This is a genomic window from Candidatus Stoquefichus sp. SB1, assembly GCF_001244545.1.
Lineage (GTDB): Bacteria > Bacillota_I > Bacilli_A > Erysipelotrichales > Coprobacillaceae > Stoquefichus.
In genome coordinates, this window is the sequence record NZ_LN852695.1 from 576,528 (window position 1) to 599,927 (window position 23,400).

The 23,400-nt window shown below is 31.0% G+C and carries 19 protein-coding genes and 1 riboswitch; of the genes, 12 read left to right on the plus strand and 7 right to left on the minus strand.

Annotation, left to right across the window (positions count from 1 at the left end):
- The first annotated feature begins 60 nt into the window (after nucleotides 1-60).
- The 4 genes from BN1865_RS10885 (at nucleotide 61) to BN1865_RS10900 (ending at nucleotide 4,555) form a co-directional block, all read left to right on the plus strand.
- On the plus strand, nucleotides 61-852 hold the full coding sequence (locus BN1865_RS10885) for an immunoglobulin-like domain-containing protein (RefSeq protein ID WP_050637265.1): 792 nt from the start codon (nucleotides 61-63) through the stop codon (nucleotides 850-852).
- Nucleotides 842-1,411 carry a rhomboid family intramembrane serine protease gene (locus BN1865_RS10890; RefSeq protein WP_050637266.1) on the plus strand — a complete coding sequence of 190 codons (570 nt, stop codon included), beginning with the start codon at nucleotides 842-844 and terminating at the stop codon, nucleotides 1,409-1,411. The genes BN1865_RS10885 and BN1865_RS10890 overlap by 11 nt, the downstream gene beginning before the upstream one ends.
- The gene (locus BN1865_RS10895) at nucleotides 1,408-1,860 is read left to right on the plus strand and encodes a YaiI/YqxD family protein (RefSeq protein WP_050637267.1); all 453 of its coding nucleotides are present in this window, start codon (nucleotides 1,408-1,410) and stop codon (nucleotides 1,858-1,860) included. Before BN1865_RS10890 ends, BN1865_RS10895 begins: the two co-directional genes overlap by 4 nt.
- A gap of 61 nt (nucleotides 1,861-1,921) precedes the next feature.
- A riboswitch (cyclic di-GMP riboswitch) is annotated at nucleotides 1,922-2,000 on the plus strand.
- 104 nt (nucleotides 2,001-2,104) lie between these two features.
- Nucleotides 2,105-4,555, plus strand: a complete 2,451-nt coding sequence (locus tag BN1865_RS10900) for a transporter substrate-binding domain-containing diguanylate cyclase (protein WP_050637268.1) — start codon at nucleotides 2,105-2,107, stop codon at nucleotides 4,553-4,555.
- Nucleotides 4,556-4,564: 9 nt separating this feature from the next.
- On the opposite strand, the gene asnB is transcribed toward BN1865_RS10900, so the two are convergent.
- The 3 genes from asnB to BN1865_RS10915 form a co-directional block, all read right to left on the minus strand.
- The gene (asnB, locus tag BN1865_RS10905) at nucleotides 4,565-6,151 is read right to left on the minus strand and encodes an asparagine synthase B (RefSeq protein ID WP_050637269.1); all 1,587 of its coding nucleotides are present in this window, start codon (nucleotides 6,149-6,151) and stop codon (nucleotides 4,565-4,567) included.
- Nucleotides 6,152-6,482: 331 nt separating this feature from the next.
- Nucleotides 6,483-7,562 carry a hypothetical protein gene (locus BN1865_RS10910; protein WP_050637270.1) on the minus strand — a complete coding sequence of 360 codons (1,080 nt, stop codon included), beginning with the start codon at nucleotides 7,560-7,562 and terminating at the stop codon, nucleotides 6,483-6,485.
- Between the two features lie 128 nt (nucleotides 7,563-7,690).
- Complete coding sequence (locus tag BN1865_RS10915) at nucleotides 7,691-9,013, minus strand: MATE family efflux transporter (protein WP_050637271.1); 1,323 nt, start codon at nucleotides 9,011-9,013, stop codon at nucleotides 7,691-7,693.
- A gap of 60 nt (nucleotides 9,014-9,073) precedes the next feature.
- Between BN1865_RS10915 and BN1865_RS10920 the strand changes: the two genes are divergently transcribed.
- The 6 genes from BN1865_RS10920 to carB (BN1865_RS10945) all read left to right on the plus strand — a co-directional run bounded on the left by BN1865_RS10920 (nucleotide 9,074) and on the right by carB (BN1865_RS10945) (nucleotide 16,748).
- Complete coding sequence (locus BN1865_RS10920; protein ID WP_050637272.1) at nucleotides 9,074-9,901, plus strand: MerR family transcriptional regulator; 828 nt, start codon at nucleotides 9,074-9,076, stop codon at nucleotides 9,899-9,901.
- Nucleotides 9,902-9,949: 48 nt separating this feature from the next.
- Nucleotides 9,950-10,768, plus strand: a complete 819-nt coding sequence (locus BN1865_RS10925; RefSeq protein WP_050637273.1) for a Cof-type HAD-IIB family hydrolase — start codon at nucleotides 9,950-9,952, stop codon at nucleotides 10,766-10,768.
- Complete coding sequence (locus BN1865_RS10930) at nucleotides 10,768-10,941, plus strand: DUF4250 domain-containing protein (protein ID WP_050637274.1); 174 nt, start codon at nucleotides 10,768-10,770, stop codon at nucleotides 10,939-10,941. The genes BN1865_RS10925 and BN1865_RS10930 overlap by 1 nt, the downstream gene beginning before the upstream one ends.
- Before the next feature lie 47 nt (nucleotides 10,942-10,988).
- Nucleotides 10,989-12,191 (plus strand): threonine ammonia-lyase, encoded by a 1,203-nt coding sequence (ilvA, locus tag BN1865_RS10935; protein ID WP_050637275.1) that lies wholly within the window; start codon nucleotides 10,989-10,991, stop codon nucleotides 12,189-12,191.
- Nucleotides 12,192-12,741: 550 nt separating this feature from the next.
- Complete coding sequence (locus BN1865_RS18760) at nucleotides 12,742-13,221, plus strand: FliH/SctL family protein (RefSeq protein WP_232780376.1); 480 nt, start codon at nucleotides 12,742-12,744, stop codon at nucleotides 13,219-13,221.
- Between the two features lie 308 nt (nucleotides 13,222-13,529).
- Nucleotides 13,530-16,748 carry a carbamoyl-phosphate synthase large subunit gene (gene carB / locus BN1865_RS10945; protein ID WP_050637276.1) on the plus strand — a complete coding sequence of 1,073 codons (3,219 nt, stop codon included), beginning with the start codon at nucleotides 13,530-13,532 and terminating at the stop codon, nucleotides 16,746-16,748.
- 81 nt (nucleotides 16,749-16,829) lie between these two features.
- Here the strand turns inward: carB (BN1865_RS10945) and BN1865_RS10950 are convergent, their stop codons facing one another.
- The 4 genes from BN1865_RS10950 to BN1865_RS10965 are packed head-to-tail and all read right to left on the minus strand — an operon-like array spanning nucleotide 16,830 to nucleotide 18,521.
- Complete coding sequence (locus BN1865_RS10950; RefSeq protein ID WP_050637277.1) at nucleotides 16,830-17,591, minus strand: HAD-IIB family hydrolase; 762 nt, start codon at nucleotides 17,589-17,591, stop codon at nucleotides 16,830-16,832.
- A 47-nt stretch (nucleotides 17,592-17,638) separates the two neighbouring features.
- A complete protein-coding gene (locus tag BN1865_RS10955) occupies nucleotides 17,639-17,848 on the minus strand; it encodes a helix-turn-helix transcriptional regulator (RefSeq protein WP_050637278.1) in 210 nt (69 codons plus the stop codon).
- A gap of 25 nt (nucleotides 17,849-17,873) precedes the next feature.
- Entirely contained in the window at nucleotides 17,874-18,188 is a 315-nt protein-coding gene (locus tag BN1865_RS10960) for a DUF6442 family protein (RefSeq protein ID WP_050637279.1), read from the minus strand.
- A gap of 12 nt (nucleotides 18,189-18,200) precedes the next feature.
- A complete protein-coding gene (locus BN1865_RS10965) occupies nucleotides 18,201-18,521 on the minus strand; it encodes a DUF6442 family protein (protein WP_050637280.1) in 321 nt (106 codons plus the stop codon).
- 318 nt (nucleotides 18,522-18,839) lie between these two features.
- Here BN1865_RS10965 and BN1865_RS10970 point away from each other — a divergent pair, with 318 nt between their 5' ends.
- Together BN1865_RS10970 and carB (BN1865_RS10975) are read left to right on the plus strand one after the other, a co-directional pair.
- Nucleotides 18,840-19,919 (plus strand): carbamoyl phosphate synthase small subunit, encoded by a 1,080-nt coding sequence (locus BN1865_RS10970; protein ID WP_050637281.1) that lies wholly within the window; start codon nucleotides 18,840-18,842, stop codon nucleotides 19,917-19,919.
- Complete coding sequence (gene carB, locus BN1865_RS10975) at nucleotides 19,912-23,106, plus strand: carbamoyl-phosphate synthase large subunit (RefSeq protein ID WP_050637282.1); 3,195 nt, start codon at nucleotides 19,912-19,914, stop codon at nucleotides 23,104-23,106. The genes BN1865_RS10970 and carB (BN1865_RS10975) overlap by 8 nt, the downstream gene beginning before the upstream one ends.
- Nucleotides 23,107-23,400 lie beyond the last annotated feature (294 nt).

The window sequence follows — 23,400 nt, forward strand, 5'->3', positions numbered from 1 at the left end:
GATAATGTGACACAAAGATTTCACATTTCGATGGTATAATAATAATCGGAGGTGAATATCATGCAAAATAAAATCATTGTTTCTGTATTAAGTTTATTTGTTTTGGTAGATGCAATATTAATTTATTTAGCCATGACAATTTCACCAATTAAATTAAAAAGAAATACCTTTGTGTATCAATATGGAGAAGAAATACCAGTGAATGTTGAAGAATATGTAACTGCAAATCCTTCAGTGTTAGAAAGTGTAAAGTTAGATTTGTCTGGAGTATCTAAAGAAGTGGGAACATATCAGGCTTCTATTGAATATTTTGGTGAAAAGCAGACATTTGAAATTCAGGTTATTGATACGATTAAACCAAAAGTTCAATTAAAGAGTGTTCAATTAAATATAGAAGTTGGAAAAACAATTTATGCCAAAGATTTGATTAAGAAGATAGAAGATCAATCACATACAACTGTTTATTTTTATGAAGAAAAAACAAAACAGAAATCTAAATCAAAAACATATACTGAACCTGGATCACATGTGGAAAAAATTATTGTTGAGGATGATCATGGAAATCAGTCTTCAGCTTTACGGGTAAAGATCGTTGTAGAAAACAATAAGGTTTTACCAATAATTACAGGGGCTAATGATATTGAAATACATGTTGGTGATGAAATTGATTTAAAGAAAGGTGTAAAGGCCACTGATGATATTGAGGGAGATATTACTTTTAGAATGATTATAAGTGGAACTGTTAATAATCAAGAACCAGGAGTTTATCAGATTACTTATTCAGTGAGTGATAATGCAGGTAATATTGGAAAAACAATAAGAAAGGTAACTGTTATAGAAAATGATAACTAATATATATTTATTAATTTGTGCTGGGCTATTTATTTATATTAATTTTATCAATCAGGAGGATAAATATGATTGTGCAATGAAGTTAGGAGCGTTTTATCCTCCTGATATTCATGAAAGAAAGCAATATTGGCGTTTTGTGACTTGTCATTTTATTCATGTAGACTTCTTTCATTTCTTAATGAATGGCTATGCTTTGTATCAATTGGGACATTTTTTTGAAAGTTTATTAGGACCAGTTGAATATTTGTATTTGATATTGATATCAATGTTTTTAAGTTCGCTATTGTGTTATAGTGCTTCGCAGATATCAGATCGTTATTACTATACAATGACGATTGGAGCAAGTGGCGTTGTCTATGGTTTCTTTGGAGCTATCATTGCTTTAGGGTTATTTGTGGGTGGACCATTCATGTCTTTGTTACAGCAATTTATGAGTGTTATTGTTATTAATTTGTTATATACATTAATGAATAGACAGATTTCTAAAACAGGACATCTTGGTGGATTAATTGGAGGAATTGTTGGGATTGTTATTTTACTGGCAATTCAGATGGTATGAGATTGCTCATTGATGGTGATGCTTGCCCTGATAAGTTGGCAATTAAAGCACTCGCAATAAAATATCAGATAGAAATGATTGTATATATTGATTATGCTCATGTTTTAGAGGATGATTATTATCAGGTTGTGGAATGTGAAATAGCAAGAGACAGTGTTGATATGCGAATTGTTAGTGATGTTCAACCAGGAGATTTAGTGATTACACAAGATTATGGATTGGCTGGTTTACTGCTAGGAAAACGTGCGATTGTGTTGCATATGAGTGGAATGCTGATTAATGATCAAAATATTGATTTGTTGTTGTCAACACGCTATATCTCAGCAAAAGAAAGAAAAAGTGGGAAACATGTGAGAGGGCCAGCAAAGAGAACTTCTCAAATACGTGAAAAGTTCTTAAATAATCTTGAAGAAATATTAAAAAAGGCTGTTCAACAAGGAAATGAATAGCTTTTTTTGTCACAAAATAATATATTCACATTGACTTTATAGGACAAATGTGAGTATGATAAGAACACAAAGGCAAAACTATCGAAAGGTAGTGACGCAAAACTATAGGGCCTGTTTTCATATGGCAGCCAGTTGCAAAAAATAGTCTTGAAAATTCATGTTTTGAATCTTTTTTCATGATGATTTTGCATACTGGTGGATTTTACGAGTATGCTTTTTTGTTGAGATAAAGGAGATGAGAAGATTGAAGAAAATATTATCTATAATAATGGTGAGTTTAATACTTTTGACAATTCATATAAGTCCTTTATCTGCTAAAACAACAGTAAAAGTTGCTTATCCCATTCAAAATGGAATGTCAGAAATTAATGATGGAAATGTTTACTCTGGATATACTTATGACTATTTAAATGAGTTGGAACGTTTTACTCATTTTAAATTTGAATATGTCGCTTTAGAAGGTGATGAAAATGAACAAATTATATCGGCCATGGAGAAAGTTCAAAATGGGGAATTAGATATGATGGGTGGTTTAATTTATGATGAGTCATTAACATCGATGTATGATTATACTTCAACCAATTATGGTATGGGAAATATGGCATTGTATGTTTTATCTAATAATGCCAATATTAATGATACAAATATTTATTCACTCAAGTCACTGGATGTTGGTATTGTCAGTTCAAAACAACAAGAGAATGTGAAATTAAAAGAATTTGGAGATATGAATGGTATTAGTATTAAACAGCATTTTTATGAAACAAGTGTTGAGTTGCTGAAAGATTTAGATGACCAAAAGATAGAGGCGGCAGCTATTTCTGAACAGGCTAATATTGTTGGAAATTATCGTGTTGTTGCGACGTTTTCACCACGACCTTTTTACTTTGTGACAACAAAAGGAAAGTCGGATATTATTTCTGAAATGAATGAAGCTATGACAGCTTTGAATAAAGAACAGCCTTCATTTATGAGTGAATTACATGATAAATACTTTTCTCTTCGTAATGATCACTTTATATTAACAGATAGTGAAAAAGAATATGTTAAAAATCATCCTGAGATAGAGGTCGCTATATTGGGTGGTAAAGCACCTTTTCAATCCAAAGATAGTCGAGGGAATATTGTTGGGATTACAATTGATTTATTAGATTATATTGGAGAATTAAGTGGGATTAAGTTTAAATATAACTATACTGAATCTTATGATGAGTATTTAACAATGTTAGAAGATCATCAAAATCTTATTGCTGGAGCTGTTACAACTCCTTATTATGAAAGTCATAATCAGTTTTCTTTATCAAAATCTTTTGTAAATTCTAATGTTGAAATTATTATGACAAAAGGATTGGATGCAAGTGAAGTTATAGGTAAGAGATTGGCGATACCAAAAGGAACAGATTTTTCAAATAAGTATCAGGGAGAAATTGTTTATTATGATACAGCACATGACTGTTTTAATGCTGTGGATAAGGGATTAGCCGATTATGCTTATTTAGCGAGTCATGTTGCAATATATTATAATAGTACATTTTCGTTTGAAAATGTAACAATGATTCCTCAGTCTGAAGGACATAATACGAAAAATTGTATTGCTGTTAGAAAAGATGATGATATTTCTTTAATGAGTATTATTAATAAAGGAATAGATACAGCTTCATTTTCAGAAATACAATCCATTGTATTTAAAAATGCAACCTATGCTAAAGAGGATCTTACTTTTGTAAATTATATTCAGAATAATCCAGCTCCATTTATAAGCATTGTTGTTGTATTAAGTGGAATTTATTTCTTTTCTAGATATTATACTAATAAAAAGAATAATGAAAAGGTTCTTAAGGAATTGAATCGTTTTCAACAAATTAGTGATTTATCAGGAGATTGTTTTATAGAATATAATGTAGCAAAAGATATGCTTACATTGAGTGGTGGAGCAGCAAAATTATTATGTAATCAAAAAAATATTGAAAATTATATTCAAAAGGAATATGCAGGCTCAGAAAAAATTAAATCGGTTTTAGAGAATAAACGCACATATAATGAAGAAGTTATGGTGAAATTGCTAGATGAAACAAGTCGTTGGCAAAGAGTGTTCTTACAACCAATATTTGATGAAAAGGATCAATTGACTTATATTATTGGAAAGATTACTGATATTCAATCACAAAAAGAAGAACAGTTACAATGGAAAGAACTTGCAAGAAAAGATAGTTTAACAAAAATTTATAATTCAGCTACATGTCGTGAACTTATTAGTGAATATTTAGAAAGTCAAACAACAAATAGAGTTGCATTTATCATATTGGATATAGATAATTTTAAAGGGATTAATGATAACTTTGGACATTTTTATGGAGATCAAATTTTACAAAACTTAGTTTCAATTATTCTTCAAATTACATCATCAACAGATGTGGTGGGAAGAGTTGGTGGAGATGAGTTTATCATTGTTCTTAAGAATCCTCAGAGTGAGGAATGGGTTATTGAATATTGTCAAAAACTCAGAAATATTGTTCATGAGAATTTGATTGGTGAAGATAGAAAACCAATGACAATAAGTATGGGAATTGCTTTTTCACAAGAACATCAAACATATGATGAAATATATCAAAATGCTGATAAAGCATTATATGCTGTTAAAAAATCTGGTCGTAATAATTATCGATTTATCAATACACTTAAAAAGAGCGATTAATTCGCTCTTTTATTGACCACTTTTACCATAATTTTTTAAAACTCTAGCACTTGGATCACTGACATTACAACCATCCCATTCCTTATTAGGCATCCAAAAGTCTTTAATCCATTTGGCTTGACCTGGATAAAATTCTTCAAATATATCACGATACAATAAAGATTCCTTTGTATATGGAGGACAATAAGCATATTTATCTTTTGCTTTTAAAACATCTTCATCAGTATATATAGTTTCAGCATATTCTTTTAAATAATCAACCATGGAATGACCTACAGCATCACTAAACGCCGCTTTTTCACGCATTAAAATATCATCAGGTAAATAATCCAGTCCTTCAAAAGCATGTCTTAAAAGATATTTTCCTTTATTATAAGTATTCATTTTCTTGTTTGGGTCAATTGCCATTGCATAATTGACAAAATCAATATCAGCAAAAGGCACACGTCCTTCTAAAGCGTTGGCTGATATACAACGATCAGCTCTTAAAACATCATACATATAGAGTTCTTGTATACGTTTTTGTGATTCTTTTTGAAAAGAGGAAGCATCAGGAGCAAAATCTGTATACTTATAACCAAAAAGTTCATCAGAAACCTCACCAGTAAGAATCACTTTTAAATTTGTATGTTCATGAATATATTGGCACAATAGAAACATACCAATGCTAGCACGAATGGTTGTAATGTCCCATGTTTCTAAAGTATAAATGACTTTTCTTAAATGATTTAATACATCTTCCTTACGCATAATAATTTCAGTGTGGTCTGTATGCAAATAGTCAGCAACCTGTCTAGCATATTTGAGATCAATCGGATCAGTTTCCATACCAATCGCAAACGTTTGAATCGGTTTTTTGGACATACGGCTAGCGATAGCACAAACTAATGATGAATCTAAGCCACCACTTAATAAAAAACCAATAGGGGCATCAGACTGTAATCTTTTTTTAACAGCTTTTTCTAATTTGCTACGTAAACAAAAAGCAATTTCCTCAATACTATCCATATGAATCATTTTGACATCACTTAAATCATTATAACAAATAAATTCTCCATTACTATAATAATGTCCAGGTGGAAATGGCATAATATCATCACATATATCAACTAAAGCCTTAGCTTCAGAAGCAAAACAAATGACATGTTCTTGATGACTATAGCCATAAAACATAGGACGAATTCCCATTGGATCACGAGCAGCTAAGATTTGTTTGGTTTGGTTATCATACATAACAAAAGCAAATTCTCCATCTAGCATTCTGACCATTGTATCTATACCATATTTTAAATAGAGTGGTAATAGAATTTCACAATCACTACCACTATGACAAATATAATCATTATAAAGATTTTCCTTTAAAGCAGGATAATTATAAATTTCCCCATTACACACCACAATATTATCCAGGTATTGAAAAGGCTGCATCCCTCGTTTTGATAAATCCATTATTGAAAGTCGATTAAATCCCCATGTCCTACCAAAAGCATAATAACTTTCAGATGCATCAGGACCACGATTACTTATCTTCTTCAATGATAAATCAAAAGCTTCTAAAGACAATTCTTGTCCATTCATAACTAAAAAACCACACATATATCATTTCTCCCTTCTTTTGACAAAAAAACTCGCCACAATGTGCGAGTATCTGTCCAGTATAATTCATAAAATCATGAAGTTACATGGTACGGAAAATACTTCTGTGAGTACTCGATACCCGTCAGCCGTAACGTAACTGAAAACGATCTAGCCTACTTCTTTCGTTTCGGTAGACAGCTCCAAGGTGTTCTTCATCATAAACTTCATCACTGGACTTGCACCATCTTCCAGTTCGCTGGGACTTCTGTTTAAGATTACTCTCCTTATCGTAGCCTTTATGAATTGTTACTAGTATATAATAATTTTTTATTAATTGCAATAATAAATTTTAATTGTTTTGATAATTTTTGAATAAATGATGATCTTTCCATTGCTCCTTGATTGCTTGACTCTGTTTATCAAGATGAAGATGACAATAAACAACATATAATTGATATTGAAGAATAGGCTTTATCATTTCATGCTGTAATTCATTTTGATGAGATTGTATATAATCGAGAAACTCCTGCCATTTTTCTTGCTGAAACAACTCTTCCATAGTTATTCTTAATAAAATAGTTTGTGTTGTCTTACTCTTTTGAATACGTGGATGAGATTCAATAATATGCAGTAATTGTGTTTTATGATAAGTCGCATCTAAATTTAAATGACTGGCATAAATAAAACAATGATAATGATACATTTGTAAAAGGGCAGGTTTTTTAATCATCTTATGACAATCAAGAAAATGTAAATAATCATAGCCTTCTTGAAAATAACCCAAATTCCCTAAAGCAGCACCAACATTCATTATATCAATCAAATTCAATGAGTTTGGTTTACCTCTTTGATATCCAGATAAAAGATAAATTAAGTATAAATAACTAACAGAATCCTTTAACACTGTTTGATTGAACTTACGATAATGATGAATAGCTATGACTATAGATTCAAAGAAGTAAATGAAAATTGCAGCAATAACATAAATAAAAATATTAATTGATTGAAAACTTTTCCATTGATGTGTATTAAAATCATAACGTACTTGAGAGACATTAAATAATAAACTGTAAATAAGAAATACAGCTAATAATATAGAAATATAAGTTAATAATCTTTCTATCAGTAAATATTTATGAAATTTATCAGTTGAAGTTTGTTTTTTTAAATCTGACAAGTCAATTGAAGGGATAATATGCTCATCTAAATAATGATGAATAAGTGTTGCTTTTTTATTTGGAAGTAAAAAGTTAATAACAAAAATAATGAGACATATAAAGATAGGGAGAATCGGGAAAAAGATATAGAAGAAACTATAAGTGACAGCATTTTTGATATGCATTGAGGTATAGAGTTGAAATAAATAACACATAAATATTATTAAGAAACATAGGATACTATAGAGTATAATAAGAGATTTGTTTTTCATATAATGGCTCCTTTTTCTTAATATTATACGTTATACATATCATAAATATAAATAAAAATAATGTGTGAAATATTCAAAAGAAAATGTTGATCATATAAGAAATTCAATGTTATATAAATCAAAAAACATCAGTTAACTGATGTTTTTTGATAAAGTGTTTTATGAGAACGATAATAAAATTGAATAGCAATGATTAAGATAAAGCATTCGCTAATAGGAAATGAAATCCAAACCCCATTTAAATGAAAGAGAATAGATAATCCAATAACGAGAGGAATAATGATAACGCCCCCTCTTAAAATTGATAATACAAATGACTTCTTCATTTGTTCTGTTGAAGCAAAGAAAGTAATCATGACCATATTGATTCCGGCAAAAAAGAATCCAGCAAAATAAAGTGGTAAACCGTTTTGAGCAATTTGCGCCATAATTATATTATTTTCACTATTAAAAATAGCAACAATAAATTGTGGGAAACAAAGCATACATACATAAATCATTGTAGAAACAATAAGTGATGTCACAATCGCATAACCAAAATAAGCATGTGTTAATTCAGTATTTCTTTGACCATGACTTTGACTCAATAATGGCTGAATTCCTTGCGCAATACCTGTATAGAGAGCAGTGACAACTAAGGCAAGATTACTGATAATGCCATAACTTGCTACAGCGATATTACCACCAATAGATAAAATGACCATATTAAATACAAATACAATAATACCACCTGATAATTCAGTGACAAATGTAGATATACCAATAGTGATTATTTTCCATATATAATATATTTTCAAACGTACATTGGTAAAATGAAAATGATTTTGTTTCCATAAGACATGTAAACTACAAATACATAAAGCAACAATAGGTGAGAATCCTGTTGCTAAAGCAGCACCAAACATTCCTAACTGACAAGGGAAAACAAGAATATAATCAAAGACAATATTAAAAAGTGTTCCAGTCAGCATAGCAAAACTTGCCAAACGAGGATTGTTGTCGTTTCTGACAAAAGTGACTATAATTTGTTGAATAATGAAAAATGGTGTAAACAGTATAAAAGTACGTAAATATGTTGAAGCTATTTCAATAACTTCAAAATCAGCTCCCATAAAATACATAATTTGTTTTGCAAAAACAAAACCTAATATTGTTATTGGAATAGAAATCAGAAATCCTAATTTCATAGCTGTTGTAAAATAAGCAGAGGCTTCTTGATCTCTTTGTTGTACTTTGAGAATTGAAAAACGTGTAGCACTTCCAACACCAATTAATAATCCTAAACCAGAAATAATTGAATAGAGTGGTAAAATAAGATTTAAAGCAGTGAGGCCTATACTTCCCACACCATTAGCGATAAACAATGTATCAGCTAATATATAACATGACAACCCCACCATACTTAACATATTAAAACTAACATATTTGATAAATACTAATTTTCTTTCCATAATCCACCTCCCTGTGATATCATAGACTATAGGGTAACACTATAGTCAAGGAGAATTTTTATGTCACAATATTATCAAACTTATTACACTACAGGAGAATTTGCTAAACTTTGTCATACAACTAAAGAAACATTATTTCATTATGATTCAATTGGTTTATTAAAACCTAAAATTGTTAAGGAAAATGGTTATCGATATTATCTTTCATCACAATATTTTGAATTTGATCTGATTAAAGTTTTGCAGGAAGTTAAAATGTCTTTAAAAGAAATTAAGGCATTTATGATTCAAAGAAATAGTGAAAATTTTGTGAATACATTAAATGAGAAATATTTACAATTAGAAGAAGAGAAAAAAAGAATTGAAGAGATGCAGTATCGTATTCAACAGGCTATTTCTATGACAAAATATGGAGTAGAGACTAAACATATGGTGCCTTTTTTACAAGAATGTTTGGAAGAGCATCTTTTAACGATCACATTACCTGATCACTATATGAGTGATCGGGAGATGATGGGATATATGAGTCAGCAGTTGGAGTACTGTGCACAACATCGTTTAACGGAAGAATTACCACTAGGAACAATTATTTATCATGATCAATTTTTAAAAAGGGACTATCATGAGAATATGTATTTTTTAAAATTAAGACAACCATTTGATGACATTCATTATGTTATGAAACCAAAAGGATTGTATGCTACTATTTTACATGCTGGTTTCTATGATACGATAGATGAATCTTTTGAAAAACTGTTTGAATTTGTGGAACAAGAAGGGTATCAAATGATAGGAAATGCTTATGAATATGAAATTCATAATTATTTTACAGTTCAAGATACAGATGAATATCTGATTTCATTGTCTATTCAGGTTGAGAAAGCGTAGACAAAAACAAGAAAATCATATAATATGGTAAAAAAGTGGAGGTAAGTTATGAAATATAAATTAGTTGCATTGGATTTAGATGGAACATTAAAAAATGCTAACAATGAGATTACTGAAAAGACAAAGAAAGCATTAATTGAAATTCAAAAACAAGGTGTGAAAATTGTTTTGGCTTCAGGACGTCCAACTCCTGGTTTGCGTCATGAAGCAGAAGAGTTAGAATTAAAAAAATATGGTGGATATATTTTATCATTTAATGGAGCAAGAGTCGTTGATGTGAAAACAGGAGAGACAGTCTATGAACAAACATTAACAATTGATGAAGCAAAAAAAGCTTATGATCGTTCAAAAGAGTTTCATCTTGCTTGTATGACATATAAGGATGATGTGATTTTAACTGAAGATATTGATGATGAATATGTTTGTGTTGAAGCGAAAATTAATGATATTCAAAAGGAAAAAGTCAATGATTTTAAGAAATGTTTAAATGATCCTATTCATAAGGTTTTATTAACTGGACAACCAGATTATGTAGGAAGTATTGAAAATGAATTTAAACAACCATTCGGAGATTCTTTAAGTATTTATCGAAGTGCACCTTTCTTTATTGAAATTATGGCTAAAGGCATTGACAAGGCAGCTTCGCTTGATAGACTTGCTCAATTGTTAGGGATTAAGCAAGAAGAGGTAATGGCATTTGGTGATGGGTATAATGACTTAAGTATGATTGAATATGCAGGTTTAGGTGTAGCAATGGAGAATGCTGTTGATGGTGTTAAAGAACGTGCTAATTGTATTACAAAATCTAATAATGATGATGGAATAGCCTATATTTTATCTCAAGAATATGAAGGAGTGGATTTTTAGTGTTGCCAAATGATCCAGCTATGTTATTGAGTTATGTGAATATGAAATTAAGAGATCAGTATCAATCACTTGAAGATATGTGTGATGATTTAGATGTTTCTATGTCTGAAATTGTGGAAAAACTAAAAAGCATAGACTATATTTACGATAATGAAAAAAATCAATTCAAATAATTTATTGTTTGTGCTATAATTGGGGAAAATAAGTGGAGGAAATGAATATGTTAAAATTAGAGCAGTTTCAAGAAGCAAAAAAGAGAGTCGATGAAGTCATTATTCCCACTCCCTTAATATATAGTGAAGCTTTTTCAAAAGAATGTAAGAACGAAGTTTATATTAAACCAGAAAATCTGCAAAGAACTGGCGCTTTTAAAATCAGAGGGGCATATAATAAGATTGTAAAAATGAATGATGAAGCAAAGAAAAAAGGTTTGATTGCTTCATCAGCTGGGAATCATGCTCAGGGGGTTGCATATGCTGCCCACAAATTAGGTGTTAAAGCAACAATTGTTATGCCTAAGCATACGCCATTAATTAAGGTTGAAGCAACCCAGTCGCATGGAGCGGAAGTTGTTTTGGCTGGTGAAGTTTATGATGATTCTTATAATGCCGCTTGTAAGTTACAAAAAGAAAATGGATATACATTTGTTCATCCTTTCAATGATGAAGATGTCATTGAAGGACAAGGAACAATTGCTTTGGAAATTTTAGAAGAATTACCAAACGCTGATATTATTTTAGTACCTGTTGGTGGAGGTGGATTGATTTCTGGAATTGCCTGTGCAGCAAAAGCTATCAAACCAACTATCAAGATTATTGGAGTAGAGCCAGAAGGTGCAGCAAGTGCTTTGGCGGCTATTAACGAAGATCAGGTTGTGGCTTTAAAAGAAGCTGTGACGATTGCTGATGGTACAGCTGTTAAACAAATTGGAGAAATTACTTTTGATTATATTAAAGAGTATGTTGATGGGATTATAACAGTCTCTGATTATGAATTGATGGATGCATTTTTATTGCTGGTAGAAAAGCATAAATTGGTTGCTGAAAATTCAGGTATTTTATCTTTGGCTGCATTGTCAAAATTAAATGAAAAAAATAAGAAAGTTGTGTCTTTAATCAGTGGTGGAAATATTGATGTGATGACAATTTCATCAATGATTAATAAGGGGCTTATTGCAAGAGGTAGAATCTTTACTTTTTCTGTCCAATTACCAGATAAGCCAGGGCAATTGGAATATGTTGCTAAAATTTTAGCACAATGTAATGCTAATGTTATTGGAGTTGATCATAATCAGTTTAAGAATTTTGCTCGTTTTTCAGAAGTGGAATTACGTGTGACTTGTGAAACGAATGGAGAAAGTCATATTCAAAAAATTATTGATACTTTTAATGATGTCGGATATACAATTACAAGAATCAATTAAGGAACGAAAGTTCCTTTTTTTTGTAAGAAAAAAAGAAAAATGAACTTTTTTTGTGTATATATAAGTATAGGGATCTTTTGAATAAATATTTACTTTAAGCAATTATTATGGTATATTGTTATTAGATTCCTTATATCAATATAAGGAGGTTATGTAATGAGTTTTTTGATTTGCGAAAACAGTACTGATTATCTTGATTCTATTGCCAGACTGAGACTGATGGATGATGACTTCATGAGGATTGTCTTTAAGGATGAGGATGTTGTCAGACAGTTTCTTGAAATTATCCTTGAAAGGAAAGTTGATATCATTGAATGTCATGCTCAGTATGATATCAATAATATACTGGGAAGAGCGATCAGTATTGATGTGCTGGTTAAGGATGGTGATGACTATATCAACATTGAAGTACAGAGAGATACCAAAGGAGCACATCCTNAAAAGAGCGAGGTTTCATGGAAGTCTGATAGATGCGAATACATCGTTTCCCAATGAACAATGGGATAAGCTGCCTAATGTCATCATTATCTTTATAACTGAGACAGATGTATTGGGATATGGATTGCCAATCTATCATAGTCATTGTAGAATTGATGAAAACAATCAGATGTTTGAAGAAGGAAGAGAAATTATCTATGTGAATGCAAGCATTCAGGAGGACACGGCACTAGGGAGATTAATGCATGATATGTTCTGTACTGATTCAAGAGATATGCACTATGAGTTTCTAAGAAAGAGAGTAAGCTATTACAAAGAAAACGAAGGAGGGAAACAAGAGATGTGTGAGATATGGGAAGAAATCAAAAATAAAGGAAAACTTGAGGGCTTACGTGAAGGCGAAACCATTGGAAAGCAAGCTGGATTGGCTGAAGGAAAAATCCTTGGTAGACAACAAGGCGTGATTGAAGAAAGGATTAATTCAATAAAGAAATTAATGAGAAAAAATGGTTATACACTAGAAGAGGCATTAGATTTCTTAGATATCCCCAAAGAGGAACGTTCTACGTACATAGGAATATTCACTTCATAATGAGAAAGGACAAATTGGTTTTGTCCTTTTCTTGAATCGTGAGATTTGAGTTCTTTATAAATATATACAAAATTCTAAATTTTACATTTTTTTCTTGAATAATATCTATATATCTACTATACTATATAGGAATAAGGAAGGAATGAGGAATAATGACAAATATTTCTATGTTTAGAGATGATGTATATAACAATGAAGTTGTAAAAGTTCCTTTTTCTAATTTTTTATATTTCTATTATTAGGCATATCATTTTATTTGATATGTTTTTTTGTGTGAAAGTGAATAGAGAGAAAGTGGAGGAAAAAATATGCCAAAAAGAGAAGACATTAATACAGTATTAGTGATTGGTTCTGGACCGATTATTATTGGACAAGCTTGTGAGTTTGATTATTCTGGAACACAAGCGTGTAAAGCTTTACGTAATTTAGGGTATAAGATTGTATTGGTTAATTCAAATCCAGCAACAATCATGACTGATCCTGAAACAGCTGATGTCACTTATATTGAACCATTAAATTTAGAAAGATTAACACAAATTATTGAAAAAGAAAGACCAGATGCCTTGTTGCCTAACTTGGGTGGACAATCTGCATTAAACTTATGTTCTGAATTAAATGAAGCAGGTATATTAGAAAAATATAATGTACAAGTTTTAGGTGTTCAAGTTGATGCAATTGAAAGAGGCGAAGACCGTTTAGAATTCAAGAAAGAAATGAATAAACTTGGCATTGAAATGGCAAGAAGTGAAATTGCACATACAGTTGACCATGCATTAGAAATTGCTGAAGAGTTAGGATATCCTGTTGTTGTAAGACCAGCTTATACAATGGGTGGTGCTGGTGGAGGACTTGTTTACAATGTTGAAGAATTGAAAACAGTTTGTTCTCGTGGTTTACAAGCCAGTATGGTTCACCAATGTTTGATTGAGGAATCTATCTTAGGTTGGGAAGAACTTGAAGTTGAAGTTGTTAGAGATGCAAAAGGAAATATGATTACTGTATGTTTCATTGAAAATATTGATCCTTTAGGAGTTCATACAGGAGATTCTTTCTGTAGTGCACCAATGTTGACAATTTCTCAAGAAGTTCAAGATCGTTTAAAAGATCAGGCATTTAGAATTGTTGAATCAGTAGGAGTTATTGGTGGAACAAATGTACAATTTGCTCATGATCCAGTTACAGATAGAATTGCAGTTATTGAAATAAATCCAAGAACTTCACGTTCTTCTGCTTTAGCATCTAAAGCAACAGGTTTCCCAATTGCCCTTGTTTCAGCAATGTTGGCAGCTGGTTTAACATTAGATGAAATTGAATGTGGAAAATATGGAACTTTGGATAAATATGTACCTGATGGAGAATATGTTGTCATTAAGTTTGCAAGATGGGCTTTTGAAAAATTCAAAGGTGCTGAAGATAAACTTGGAACACAAATGAAAGCAGTAGGAGAAGTCATGAGCATTGGTAAGACTTATAAAGAAGCTTTCCAAAAAGCTATTCGTTCTCTTGAAATTGGTCAATATGGATTAGGATATGCAAAAAACTTTAATGAATTATCTAAAGATGAATTATTAAAGATGTTGACTGTACCAACAAGTCAAAGACAATTTATTATGTATGAAGCATTAAGAAAAGGTGCAACTGTTGATGAATTGTTTGAATTAACACAAATTAAACATTATTTCATTGAACAAATGAAAGAGTTAGTTGAAGAAGAAGAAAATATCAAAACATATAAAGGAAAAGAATTACCTGTTGATGTTTTAAAACAAGCAAAACAAAATGGTTTCTCAGATAAATATTTAAGTCAAATCTTAGATGTTGAAGAAAGTGCTATTCGTCATGAAAGATTAGCTAATGGAATTAATCAAGCTTGGGAACCTGTTCATGTTAGTGGAACAAAAGACAATGCTTATTACTATTCTACATATAATGCACCAGATCATAGTGATATTCATCATGATAAACAAAAGATTATGATTTTAGGTGGAGGACCTAATAGAATTGGTCAAGGTATTGAATTTGATTATTGTTGTGTTCATGCAGCACTTGCATTAAAGAAATTAGGATTTGAAACAATTATTGTCAACTGTAATCCAGAAACAGTGTCAACTGATTATGATACTTCTGATAAATTGTATTTTGAACCATTAACATTAGAAGATGTTTTGAGTATTCATGATAAAGAAAAACCAGTTGGAGTGATTGCTCAATTTGGTGGACAAACACCATTAAATTTAGCTGCTCAATTAAAAGCAAATGGTGTGAATATTTTAGGAACAACACCTGAAACAATTGATATGGCTGAAGATAGAGATTTATTTAATGCTATGATGGAAAAATTAGAAATTCCAATGCCTGAATCTGGTATGGCAGTGAATGTTGAAGAAGCTTTAACAATAGCTAAACGTATTGGATATCCATTGATGGTAAGACCTTCTTATGTATTAGGTGGTCGTGGAATGGAAGTTGTTTATGATGATGAATCATTAGAACAATATATGAAAGCAGCAGTTGGTGTGACTCCAGATCGACCAATCTTAATTGACAGATTCTTAAATAATGCAATGGAATGTGAAGCAGATGCCATTAGTGATGGTGAAAATGTATTTGTGCCAGCAGTTATGGAACATATTGAATTAGCAGGTATTCATTCAGGTGACTCAGCATGTATCTTACCTTCACGTCATATTCCAATGAGACATTTAGAAACAATTAAAGATTATACAAAAAAAATCGCAAAAGAAATGGATGTTCGTGGTTTAATGAACATGCAATATGCTATTGCTGATGATAAAGTTTATGTTTTAGAAGCCAATCCAAGAGCTTCAAGAACAGTGCCTTTGGTATCTAAAGTATGTAATATTAACATGGTTAAGATTGCAACAGACATTGTAACAAGAGAATTAACAGGTAGACCATCTCCTGTACCTACTCTTACAGAAAAGAAAATTCCACATATTGGTGTAAAACAAGCTGTTTTCCCATTCAATATGTTTCCTGAAGTTGATCCGATTTTAGGACCAGAAATGAGATCAACAGGAGAAGTTTTAGGATTAGCAAGTTCTTATGGAGCTGCAATGTATAAAGCTGAAGAAGGAGCAAAAACAATCTTACCTACTGAAGGAAAAGTATTGTTTAGTGTTAATGATTTGGATAAACCACAAGTTGTTGATTTGGCAAGAGGATATTATGATGCTGGATTTACAATTGTTGCAACTGGTAATACATATAAATTAATTAGTGAAGCAGGTATTCCAGTTGAAAAGATTAAAAAGATTCATGAAGGACAACCAAATATTTCAGATGCTTTAATCAATGGTGAATTAGCAATGATTATTAATACACCACATGGTAAACAAAGTAGTCATGATGATAGTTATATTCGTAAGAATGCTATTAAAATGAGAATTCCATATATGACAAATATTGCTGCTGCAAAAGCATCATTAGAAGGTATTATGGAAATGAAGATTCATGGTAGTCATGAAGTTAAATCATTACAAGAGTATCATAAAGCAATTAAATAATTTATAGAGGATCAGAAAACAATGCTTTTCTGATCTTTTTGTATTGAAAAAGTATATGACTTTTTAAAGACATATACTTCTTTAGAAAATATGATAATGTTTTAAAGCTTTCATAATTCCGTCATTTTCAATCGAATCAGTAATATAAGTGGCTTTCTCTTTAAGAATATCTACAGCATTTCCCATCGCAATTCCATGACCAACTTCCCTAAACATTGCCTGATCATTATAACCATCACCAAAAGCATAAGCATCATGACGATTGATATGAAAATAATGAAGTAAATGAGCAATGCCATCTCCCTTATCATAATTTATTGTTGAACAATCACAATCACCACTACCACCATGATCATTAATAATCAAATCATCTTGAAAAGCTGTGACCATTTCATCATATTGATTTGTATAAAACAAATCAAAAGTATAATAGTTTTGATTATCACGATAACTCTCAATTCTTTCTATACCATATTCTTTTTGAACTTTTCTTATTTGTTGATCATTAAGATGATAAACAAAAGATTGATCATCAGATACAAACATAGCTCCTAAATTGAGTTTATCGATCTTCTCTTTATAAAATTCAATTTCATCCTTCGAAAAAGCTTCACCATGAAGTTTACTTCCATGATATAAGATATATCTTCCATTACAACAAATATAACCACTCACTAAATCCTTAAATAAATCTTGGGCATAAAAAGGTGCTCTACCAGTACAAATAAAAGTCAAATATCCTGCGTCTTTTAAACATTTTAAAGCTTCAAGATTACTCTTTGGGATTTTTCCTTTTATAGCCAATGTCCCATCAATATCAAAAAAGAAAATTTTATTAATCATATCTTTCCTCCAATTCTTTATTATCTTACATAAAGTTTGCATCATTATTAATCAAAATAGAATAACTCTTCAAAGGTTTTGTCTAAAGCAATACATAAAATTAAAGCTAATTTTGCAGTTGGATTAAACTGTCCAGTTTCAATCGAACTGATTGTTTGTCTGGATACACCAACCATTTGGGCAAGTTCTGTTTGGGAAATATTTTTTTCATTACGTGCATCTTTAAGATGATTTTTAAGAATTAATTTATCATTCACTTTGAATAATCACACTCTCATATATTTAAAAAAATTCTTTCATAAAATCAAAAACTCTCATAACATAAATAAAAGCCCAAACAGTACTAACAAACATATACATCTTATCTTTCTTATAATAAGCACTTATCCCATAAAAACAAAATATAAAAGGTAATAAGAGAATTAAAACAATATTCGTTATGGTATCTTCACCAGTTAATAAGAGTGACATAGTTATCAAAAACATACCCATCAATATCATGATTGTAAATCCTTTAAATATAGCTTTACTTTCGATAAAAATTTTTCCTTCATCTTTTTCTTGATGATATTTCTTTAATATTTCATCTTTTGTCATTTACAAAACCTCCTACCATATTAGTATCCATACTTTTGTTATAAAGTAACATACTAGAAGAAAAATCATTATACCAAATATTAGAGACCATATTTTTTTAGAATAATAATAATGAGTCCAACAATAAATACAAAGAAAAGTACAGAATAAAGTTGCAGTTGTATAAAATATTTCTGCTTGTTTTGAACTTTGAAAAGAAAGTATCATCATGAAAAGACAAGAAACAATAAAAATGCAAGATACATAGCGCATTGTTTTATTGTCGATATATTCATTGATTTCATCATTTTTAAATTCATGACGACTTTTTTCTAGAATTTCATCTTTTGTCATAATATCATCTCCCTTGTTGACAAGTTTTCTTTACATCTTTATTATATCATGACAAGTTTACTTGTCAATACAAATTAATTTTACCAATAATTACAATAAATTAATGACATAATAATAAAAAATTATAAATAATTCTTGCAATATACTATAAATTTGACTATACTATACAAGAAAAAGAAAGGAATGAGGAATATGGTGAAATTGCAAATGTTTGTGGCTTGTAAATGTTTAGATCGATTTCCTTTTCTCATTTTTCATATTTGTTAAAAACATATCATTTATATTGATATGTTTTTTTGTAAAATCAGGAGGTATTATATGAAAGCATATTTGATTTTAGAGAATGGTCAAATTTTTGAAGGAAAGAGTTTTGGGGCACAAAAGGAAGTCATAAGTGAATTTGTCTTTAATACATCTATGAGTGGATATGTTGAGATTTTGACGGATCCTTCATATGCGGGACAAAGTGTTGTGATGACTTATCCATTGATTGGAAATTATGGTGTTTGTTTAGATGATCAAGAATCAAAGCGACCTTATGTTAAAGGATTTGTTGTTAATGAACTGGCAAGATTAGGAAGTCATTTTAGAAAGAATATGGATTTAGAGGATTATTGTATTCAAAATGATATCTCAGGAATTCAAGGGATTGATACAAGACACCTTACAAAAATGATTCGTCAAAAAGGGTGTATGAATGGAATGTTAACAACTCATCATTATAGTGATATCAATGAAGTATTAGAGAAAATAAAGGCTTTTCAAATAAAAGATGAAGTGATGAAAACAACTTGTCAAGCACCTTACGTAATGGGAACTGGTCAAAAAAGAGTAGCACTTTATGACTTTGGTGCAAAAAAGAATATTGCTAGAGAATTGGTCAAAAGAGATTGTCAAGTTACAGTCTATCCTGCGACAACTTTAGCCGATGATATTTTAAAAGAAAATTATGATGGGATTATGTTATCAAATGGACCAGGGGATCCTAGTGAATGTGTGGATATCATTCGTCAAATGAAAGTCTTAATGGAAAGTGGAATACCTATTTTTGCAATCTGTTTAGGACATCAGCTTATGGCATTGGCTCATAATTTTGAAACAGAAAAGTTAAAATATGGACATCATGGAGCCAATCACCCAGTTAAGGATTTATCAACTGGGCGTGTCTATATATCTACTCAAAATCATAACTATGTTGTCAAGGATCAGTCAATCGACCCTAAGATTGCAAAACCATGGTTTATCAACGTTAATGATCAGACAATTGAAGGAATAGAGTATATTCATGAAAATATGAAGACAGTACAGTTTCATCCGGAAGCATGTGCTGGACCATTAGATACAGGATATTTATTTGATGAATTTATGAAAATGATGGAGGAAAATAATCATGCCTAAGAATAAAGAAATCAAAAAAGTTTTAGTCATTGGGTCAGGACCAATCATTATTGGACAGGCAGCAGAATTTGATTATGCTGGAACACAAGCTTGTCGGGCATTAAAAGAAGAAGGAGTTGAAGTTGTATTAATCAATTCAAATCCTGCAACAATTATGACAGATAAAGATATTGCTGATAAAGTCTATATAGAACCATTAACGATACCAGTTGTTAAAAATTTGATTATAAAAGAAAAACCAGATAGTATATTGCCAACATTAGGTGGTCAAAATGCTTTAAATATAGCGATGGCACTAGCAGATGAAGGCTTCTTAGAAGCGCATCATGTCAAAACAATTGGAACATCTACCAAGACAATTAAGTTGGCTGAGGATAGATTGGAATTTAAAACATTAATGGAGATAATTCATGAACCATGTGCTGCTTCTATTGTTGTGAATCATGTTGATGATGCATTGACATTTGCTGCTCAAATTGGTTATCCTGTCGTTGTGAGACCAGCTTATACATTAGGAGGAACAGGTGGTGGAATTGCTACTAATGAAAAAGAATTACATGATATTTGTTCCAATGGTTTAAGATTATCACGTGTAAGTCAATGTTTGATTGAACGCTGTATTGCTGGGTGGAAAGAAATAGAATATGAAGTTATGCGAGATAGTGCAGGGAATTGTATAACAGTGTGTAATATGGAAAACTTAGATCCTGTTGGTGTGCATACTGGTGATAGTATTGTTGTAGCACCAAGCCAAACATTAAGTGATAAAGAATATCAGATGTTAAGAAGTTCAGCTTTGAATATTATTACTGCATTAGATATTCAAGGGGGCTGCAATGTCCAATATGCATTGAATCCTGACAGTTTTGAATATTGCGTCATTGAAGTCAATCCACGTGTCTCACGTTCATCAGCTTTAGCTTCTAAAGCAACGGGCTATCCAATCGCAAAATTAGCAGCTAAAATTGCTTTAGGGTATACTTTAGATGAGATTGTCAATGCTGTGACTGGAAAAACATTTGCTTCTTATGAACCAACTTTAGATTATATTGTCTGTAAAATTCCAAAATGGCCATTTGATAAATTTGTAGGTGCATCAAGAGAATTAGGAACACAGATGAAAGCAACTGGTGAGGTTATGAGTATCTGTAATAACTTTGAAGGAGCACTGATGAAAGCGATTCGCTCACTTGAACAAAATGTTTATGATTTACATATACCTGAGCTAGAAACTCTTAGTAAAGAAGATATAATCAATAAATTAAAGGATGTTGATGATCATAGAATCTTTGTTGTTGCGAAAGCATTAAGAGAAGGTATGAGTACAAGTGATATTCATGAAATTACAAAAATTGATCTTTGGTTTATTGATAAAATTCAACATCTTATTGAAGTTGAACATGAATTAAAAACCAAAGAACTGACAATTGATTTATTAAAATTAGCCAAACGATTAGAATTTCCTGATCAAGTGATTGCTAAATACACTGGAAAAAGTGAAAAAGAGATTCACGATATGAGAAAAACTCATCAAATTGTTGCTGCTTATAAAACAGTTGATACATGTGCTGCTGAATTTGATGCATCTACACCGTATTATTATTCTATTTATGGTGGTTATAATGAAGTGAATCCACAAAAGAATAAGAAGAAAATCATGGTATTAGGGTCTGGACCTATTCGTATTGGACAAGGAATTGAATTTGATTATTGTTCAGTCCATTGTGTATGGGCATTAAAAGAAGCTGGTTATGAGACAATTATTGTCAATAACAATCCTGAAACAGTTTCAACTGACTTTGATATTGCTGATAGATTGTATTTTGAACCATTAACACCTGAAGATGTAGAAAGTATTGTGGATATTGAAAAGCCTGATGGAGCAATTGTACAATTCGGTGGACAGACAGCCATTAAATTAACCAAAGCTTTAATGGAAATGGGTGTTGAAATTTTAGGGACATCTGCAGATGATGTTGATGCTGCTGAAGATCGAGAAAGATTTGATGAAATCTTAGAAAGATGTGGAATTGATCGTCCAAAGGGATCAACTGTTTTTACAACGGAAGAAGCAATTGCAACAGCAAATCGTTTAGGCTATCCAGTGCTAGTAAGACCTTCTTATGTTTTGGGTGGGGCTGGTATGGAAATTGCTTTGAATGATGGTGATGTCAAGACATTTATGGATATTATTAATCGTCAGTATCAGGAACATCCGATTCTTATTGATAAATATTTGGCTGGTAAGGAAGTGGAAGTTGATGCGATATGTGATGAGAATGGTGTTTTGATTCCTGGGATTATGGAACATGTAGAACGTGCAGGAGTTCATAGTGGCGATAGTATTTCGGTTTATCCAACCCAGAAAATCAAACCTGAAGTAAAACAAGTTATTGTTGATTATACAAAAAAACTAGCCAAGGCATTACATGTGATTGGGTTAATTAATATTCAGTTTATTGTGTATGAAGATCAAGTTTATGTAATTGAAGTGAATCCAAGATCATCACGTACAATTCCTTATATTTCTAAGGTAACAGATATACCTGTTGTTGATGTTGCGACTCATGTTATTATGGGAAAATCAATTCAAGAGCAGGGTTATGAATATGGTCTTGCTGCGGAAAAAGAAACAATCGCTGTGAAAATGCCAGTTTTCTCATTTGAAAAAATTAAAGGTGCTGAAATTAGTCTAGGACCTGAAATGAAATCTACAGGTGAAGTTCTAGGGATTTCTAAAGACTATGATGAAGCCATCTATAAAGCTTTTATAGGAACTGGAATTCAGTTGCCTAAGAAAAAGAATATTATTTGTACAATTAAGGATAGTGCTAAAGAAGAATTCTTACCAATTGCTAAAGAATATTATCAATTTGGATATGATTTATATGCAACAGAAGGCACATATCAATTCTTAAAAGACCATGATATACCAGTTCATTTGGTCAATAGAATAAATGCTTCAGCCAATACAATGTTTGATTTAATGTTAACAGATACAGTTGATCTTGTTATTGATATTCCAACTCGAAACAATAATTTAAAAGATGGGTTCTTAATTAGAAGATTTGCTGTTGAAGCAGGAATTCCTATTTATACATCATTAGATACTGCCCAAGCCTTAATAACAAGTTTACAAAAAAGACATCAGGGTGATACATCCTTAATAGACATAACAGAGTTTTAATCATTATCTTTATCTAATTTTTACCAAGTATATGCTTTTGTAAAATCAGGTATTTGTTTAATATAATCTATTGATTTGAGAAAAACTTATGATATAATAATGAGTGTGAGAGAAGTACTATTATAGCTTATAAGGCATAGTATATAAACAGGCAGAAATGCCAACAATATGATGGGTGAGATATACCTCGTGGCTTGACACGAATCAACTTGAAATCTTAAGTGAGACGTATGAAATCACAAGTCGGCTGGCGACATAAAATTCAGAAATGATAAGTGGGACAAATGGAACCAT

What these genes read in the sequence shown, in the direction of transcription:
- BN1865_RS10885 (WP_050637265.1), top strand. Translation starts at nt 61, where the DNA reads ATGCAAAATAAAATCATTGTTTCTGTATTAAGTTTATTTGTTTTGGTA.
- BN1865_RS10890 (WP_050637266.1), top strand. Translation starts at nt 842, where the DNA reads ATGATAACTAATATATATTTATTAATTTGTGCTGGGCTATTTATTTAT.
- BN1865_RS10895 (WP_050637267.1), top strand. Translation starts at nt 1,408, where the DNA reads ATGAGATTGCTCATTGATGGTGATGCTTGCCCTGATAAGTTGGCAATT.
- asnB (WP_050637269.1), bottom strand. Translation starts at nt 6,151, where the DNA reads ATGTGTGGTTTTTTAGTTATGAATGGACAAGAATTGTCTTTAGAAGCT.
- BN1865_RS10910 (WP_050637270.1), bottom strand. Translation starts at nt 7,562, where the DNA reads ATGAAAAACAAATCTCTTATTATACTCTATAGTATCCTATGTTTCTTA.
- BN1865_RS10915 (WP_050637271.1), bottom strand. Translation starts at nt 9,013, where the DNA reads ATGGAAAGAAAATTAGTATTTATCAAATATGTTAGTTTTAATATGTTA.
- BN1865_RS10920 (WP_050637272.1), top strand. Translation starts at nt 9,074, where the DNA reads ATGTCACAATATTATCAAACTTATTACACTACAGGAGAATTTGCTAAA.
- BN1865_RS10925 (WP_050637273.1), top strand. Translation starts at nt 9,950, where the DNA reads ATGAAATATAAATTAGTTGCATTGGATTTAGATGGAACATTAAAAAAT.
- ilvA (WP_050637275.1), top strand. Translation starts at nt 10,989, where the DNA reads ATGTTAAAATTAGAGCAGTTTCAAGAAGCAAAAAAGAGAGTCGATGAA.
- carB (WP_050637276.1), top strand. Translation starts at nt 13,530, where the DNA reads ATGCCAAAAAGAGAAGACATTAATACAGTATTAGTGATTGGTTCTGGA.
- BN1865_RS10950 (WP_050637277.1), bottom strand. Translation starts at nt 17,591, where the DNA reads ATGATTAATAAAATTTTCTTTTTTGATATTGATGGGACATTGGCTATA.
- BN1865_RS10960 (WP_050637279.1), bottom strand. Translation starts at nt 18,188, where the DNA reads ATGACAAAAGATGAAATATTAAAGAAATATCATCAAGAAAAAGATGAA.
- BN1865_RS10965 (WP_050637280.1), bottom strand. Translation starts at nt 18,521, where the DNA reads ATGACAAAAGATGAAATTCTAGAAAAAAGTCGTCATGAATTTAAAAAT.
- BN1865_RS10970 (WP_050637281.1), top strand. Translation starts at nt 18,840, where the DNA reads ATGAAAGCATATTTGATTTTAGAGAATGGTCAAATTTTTGAAGGAAAG.
- carB (WP_050637282.1), top strand. Translation starts at nt 19,912, where the DNA reads ATGCCTAAGAATAAAGAAATCAAAAAAGTTTTAGTCATTGGGTCAGGA.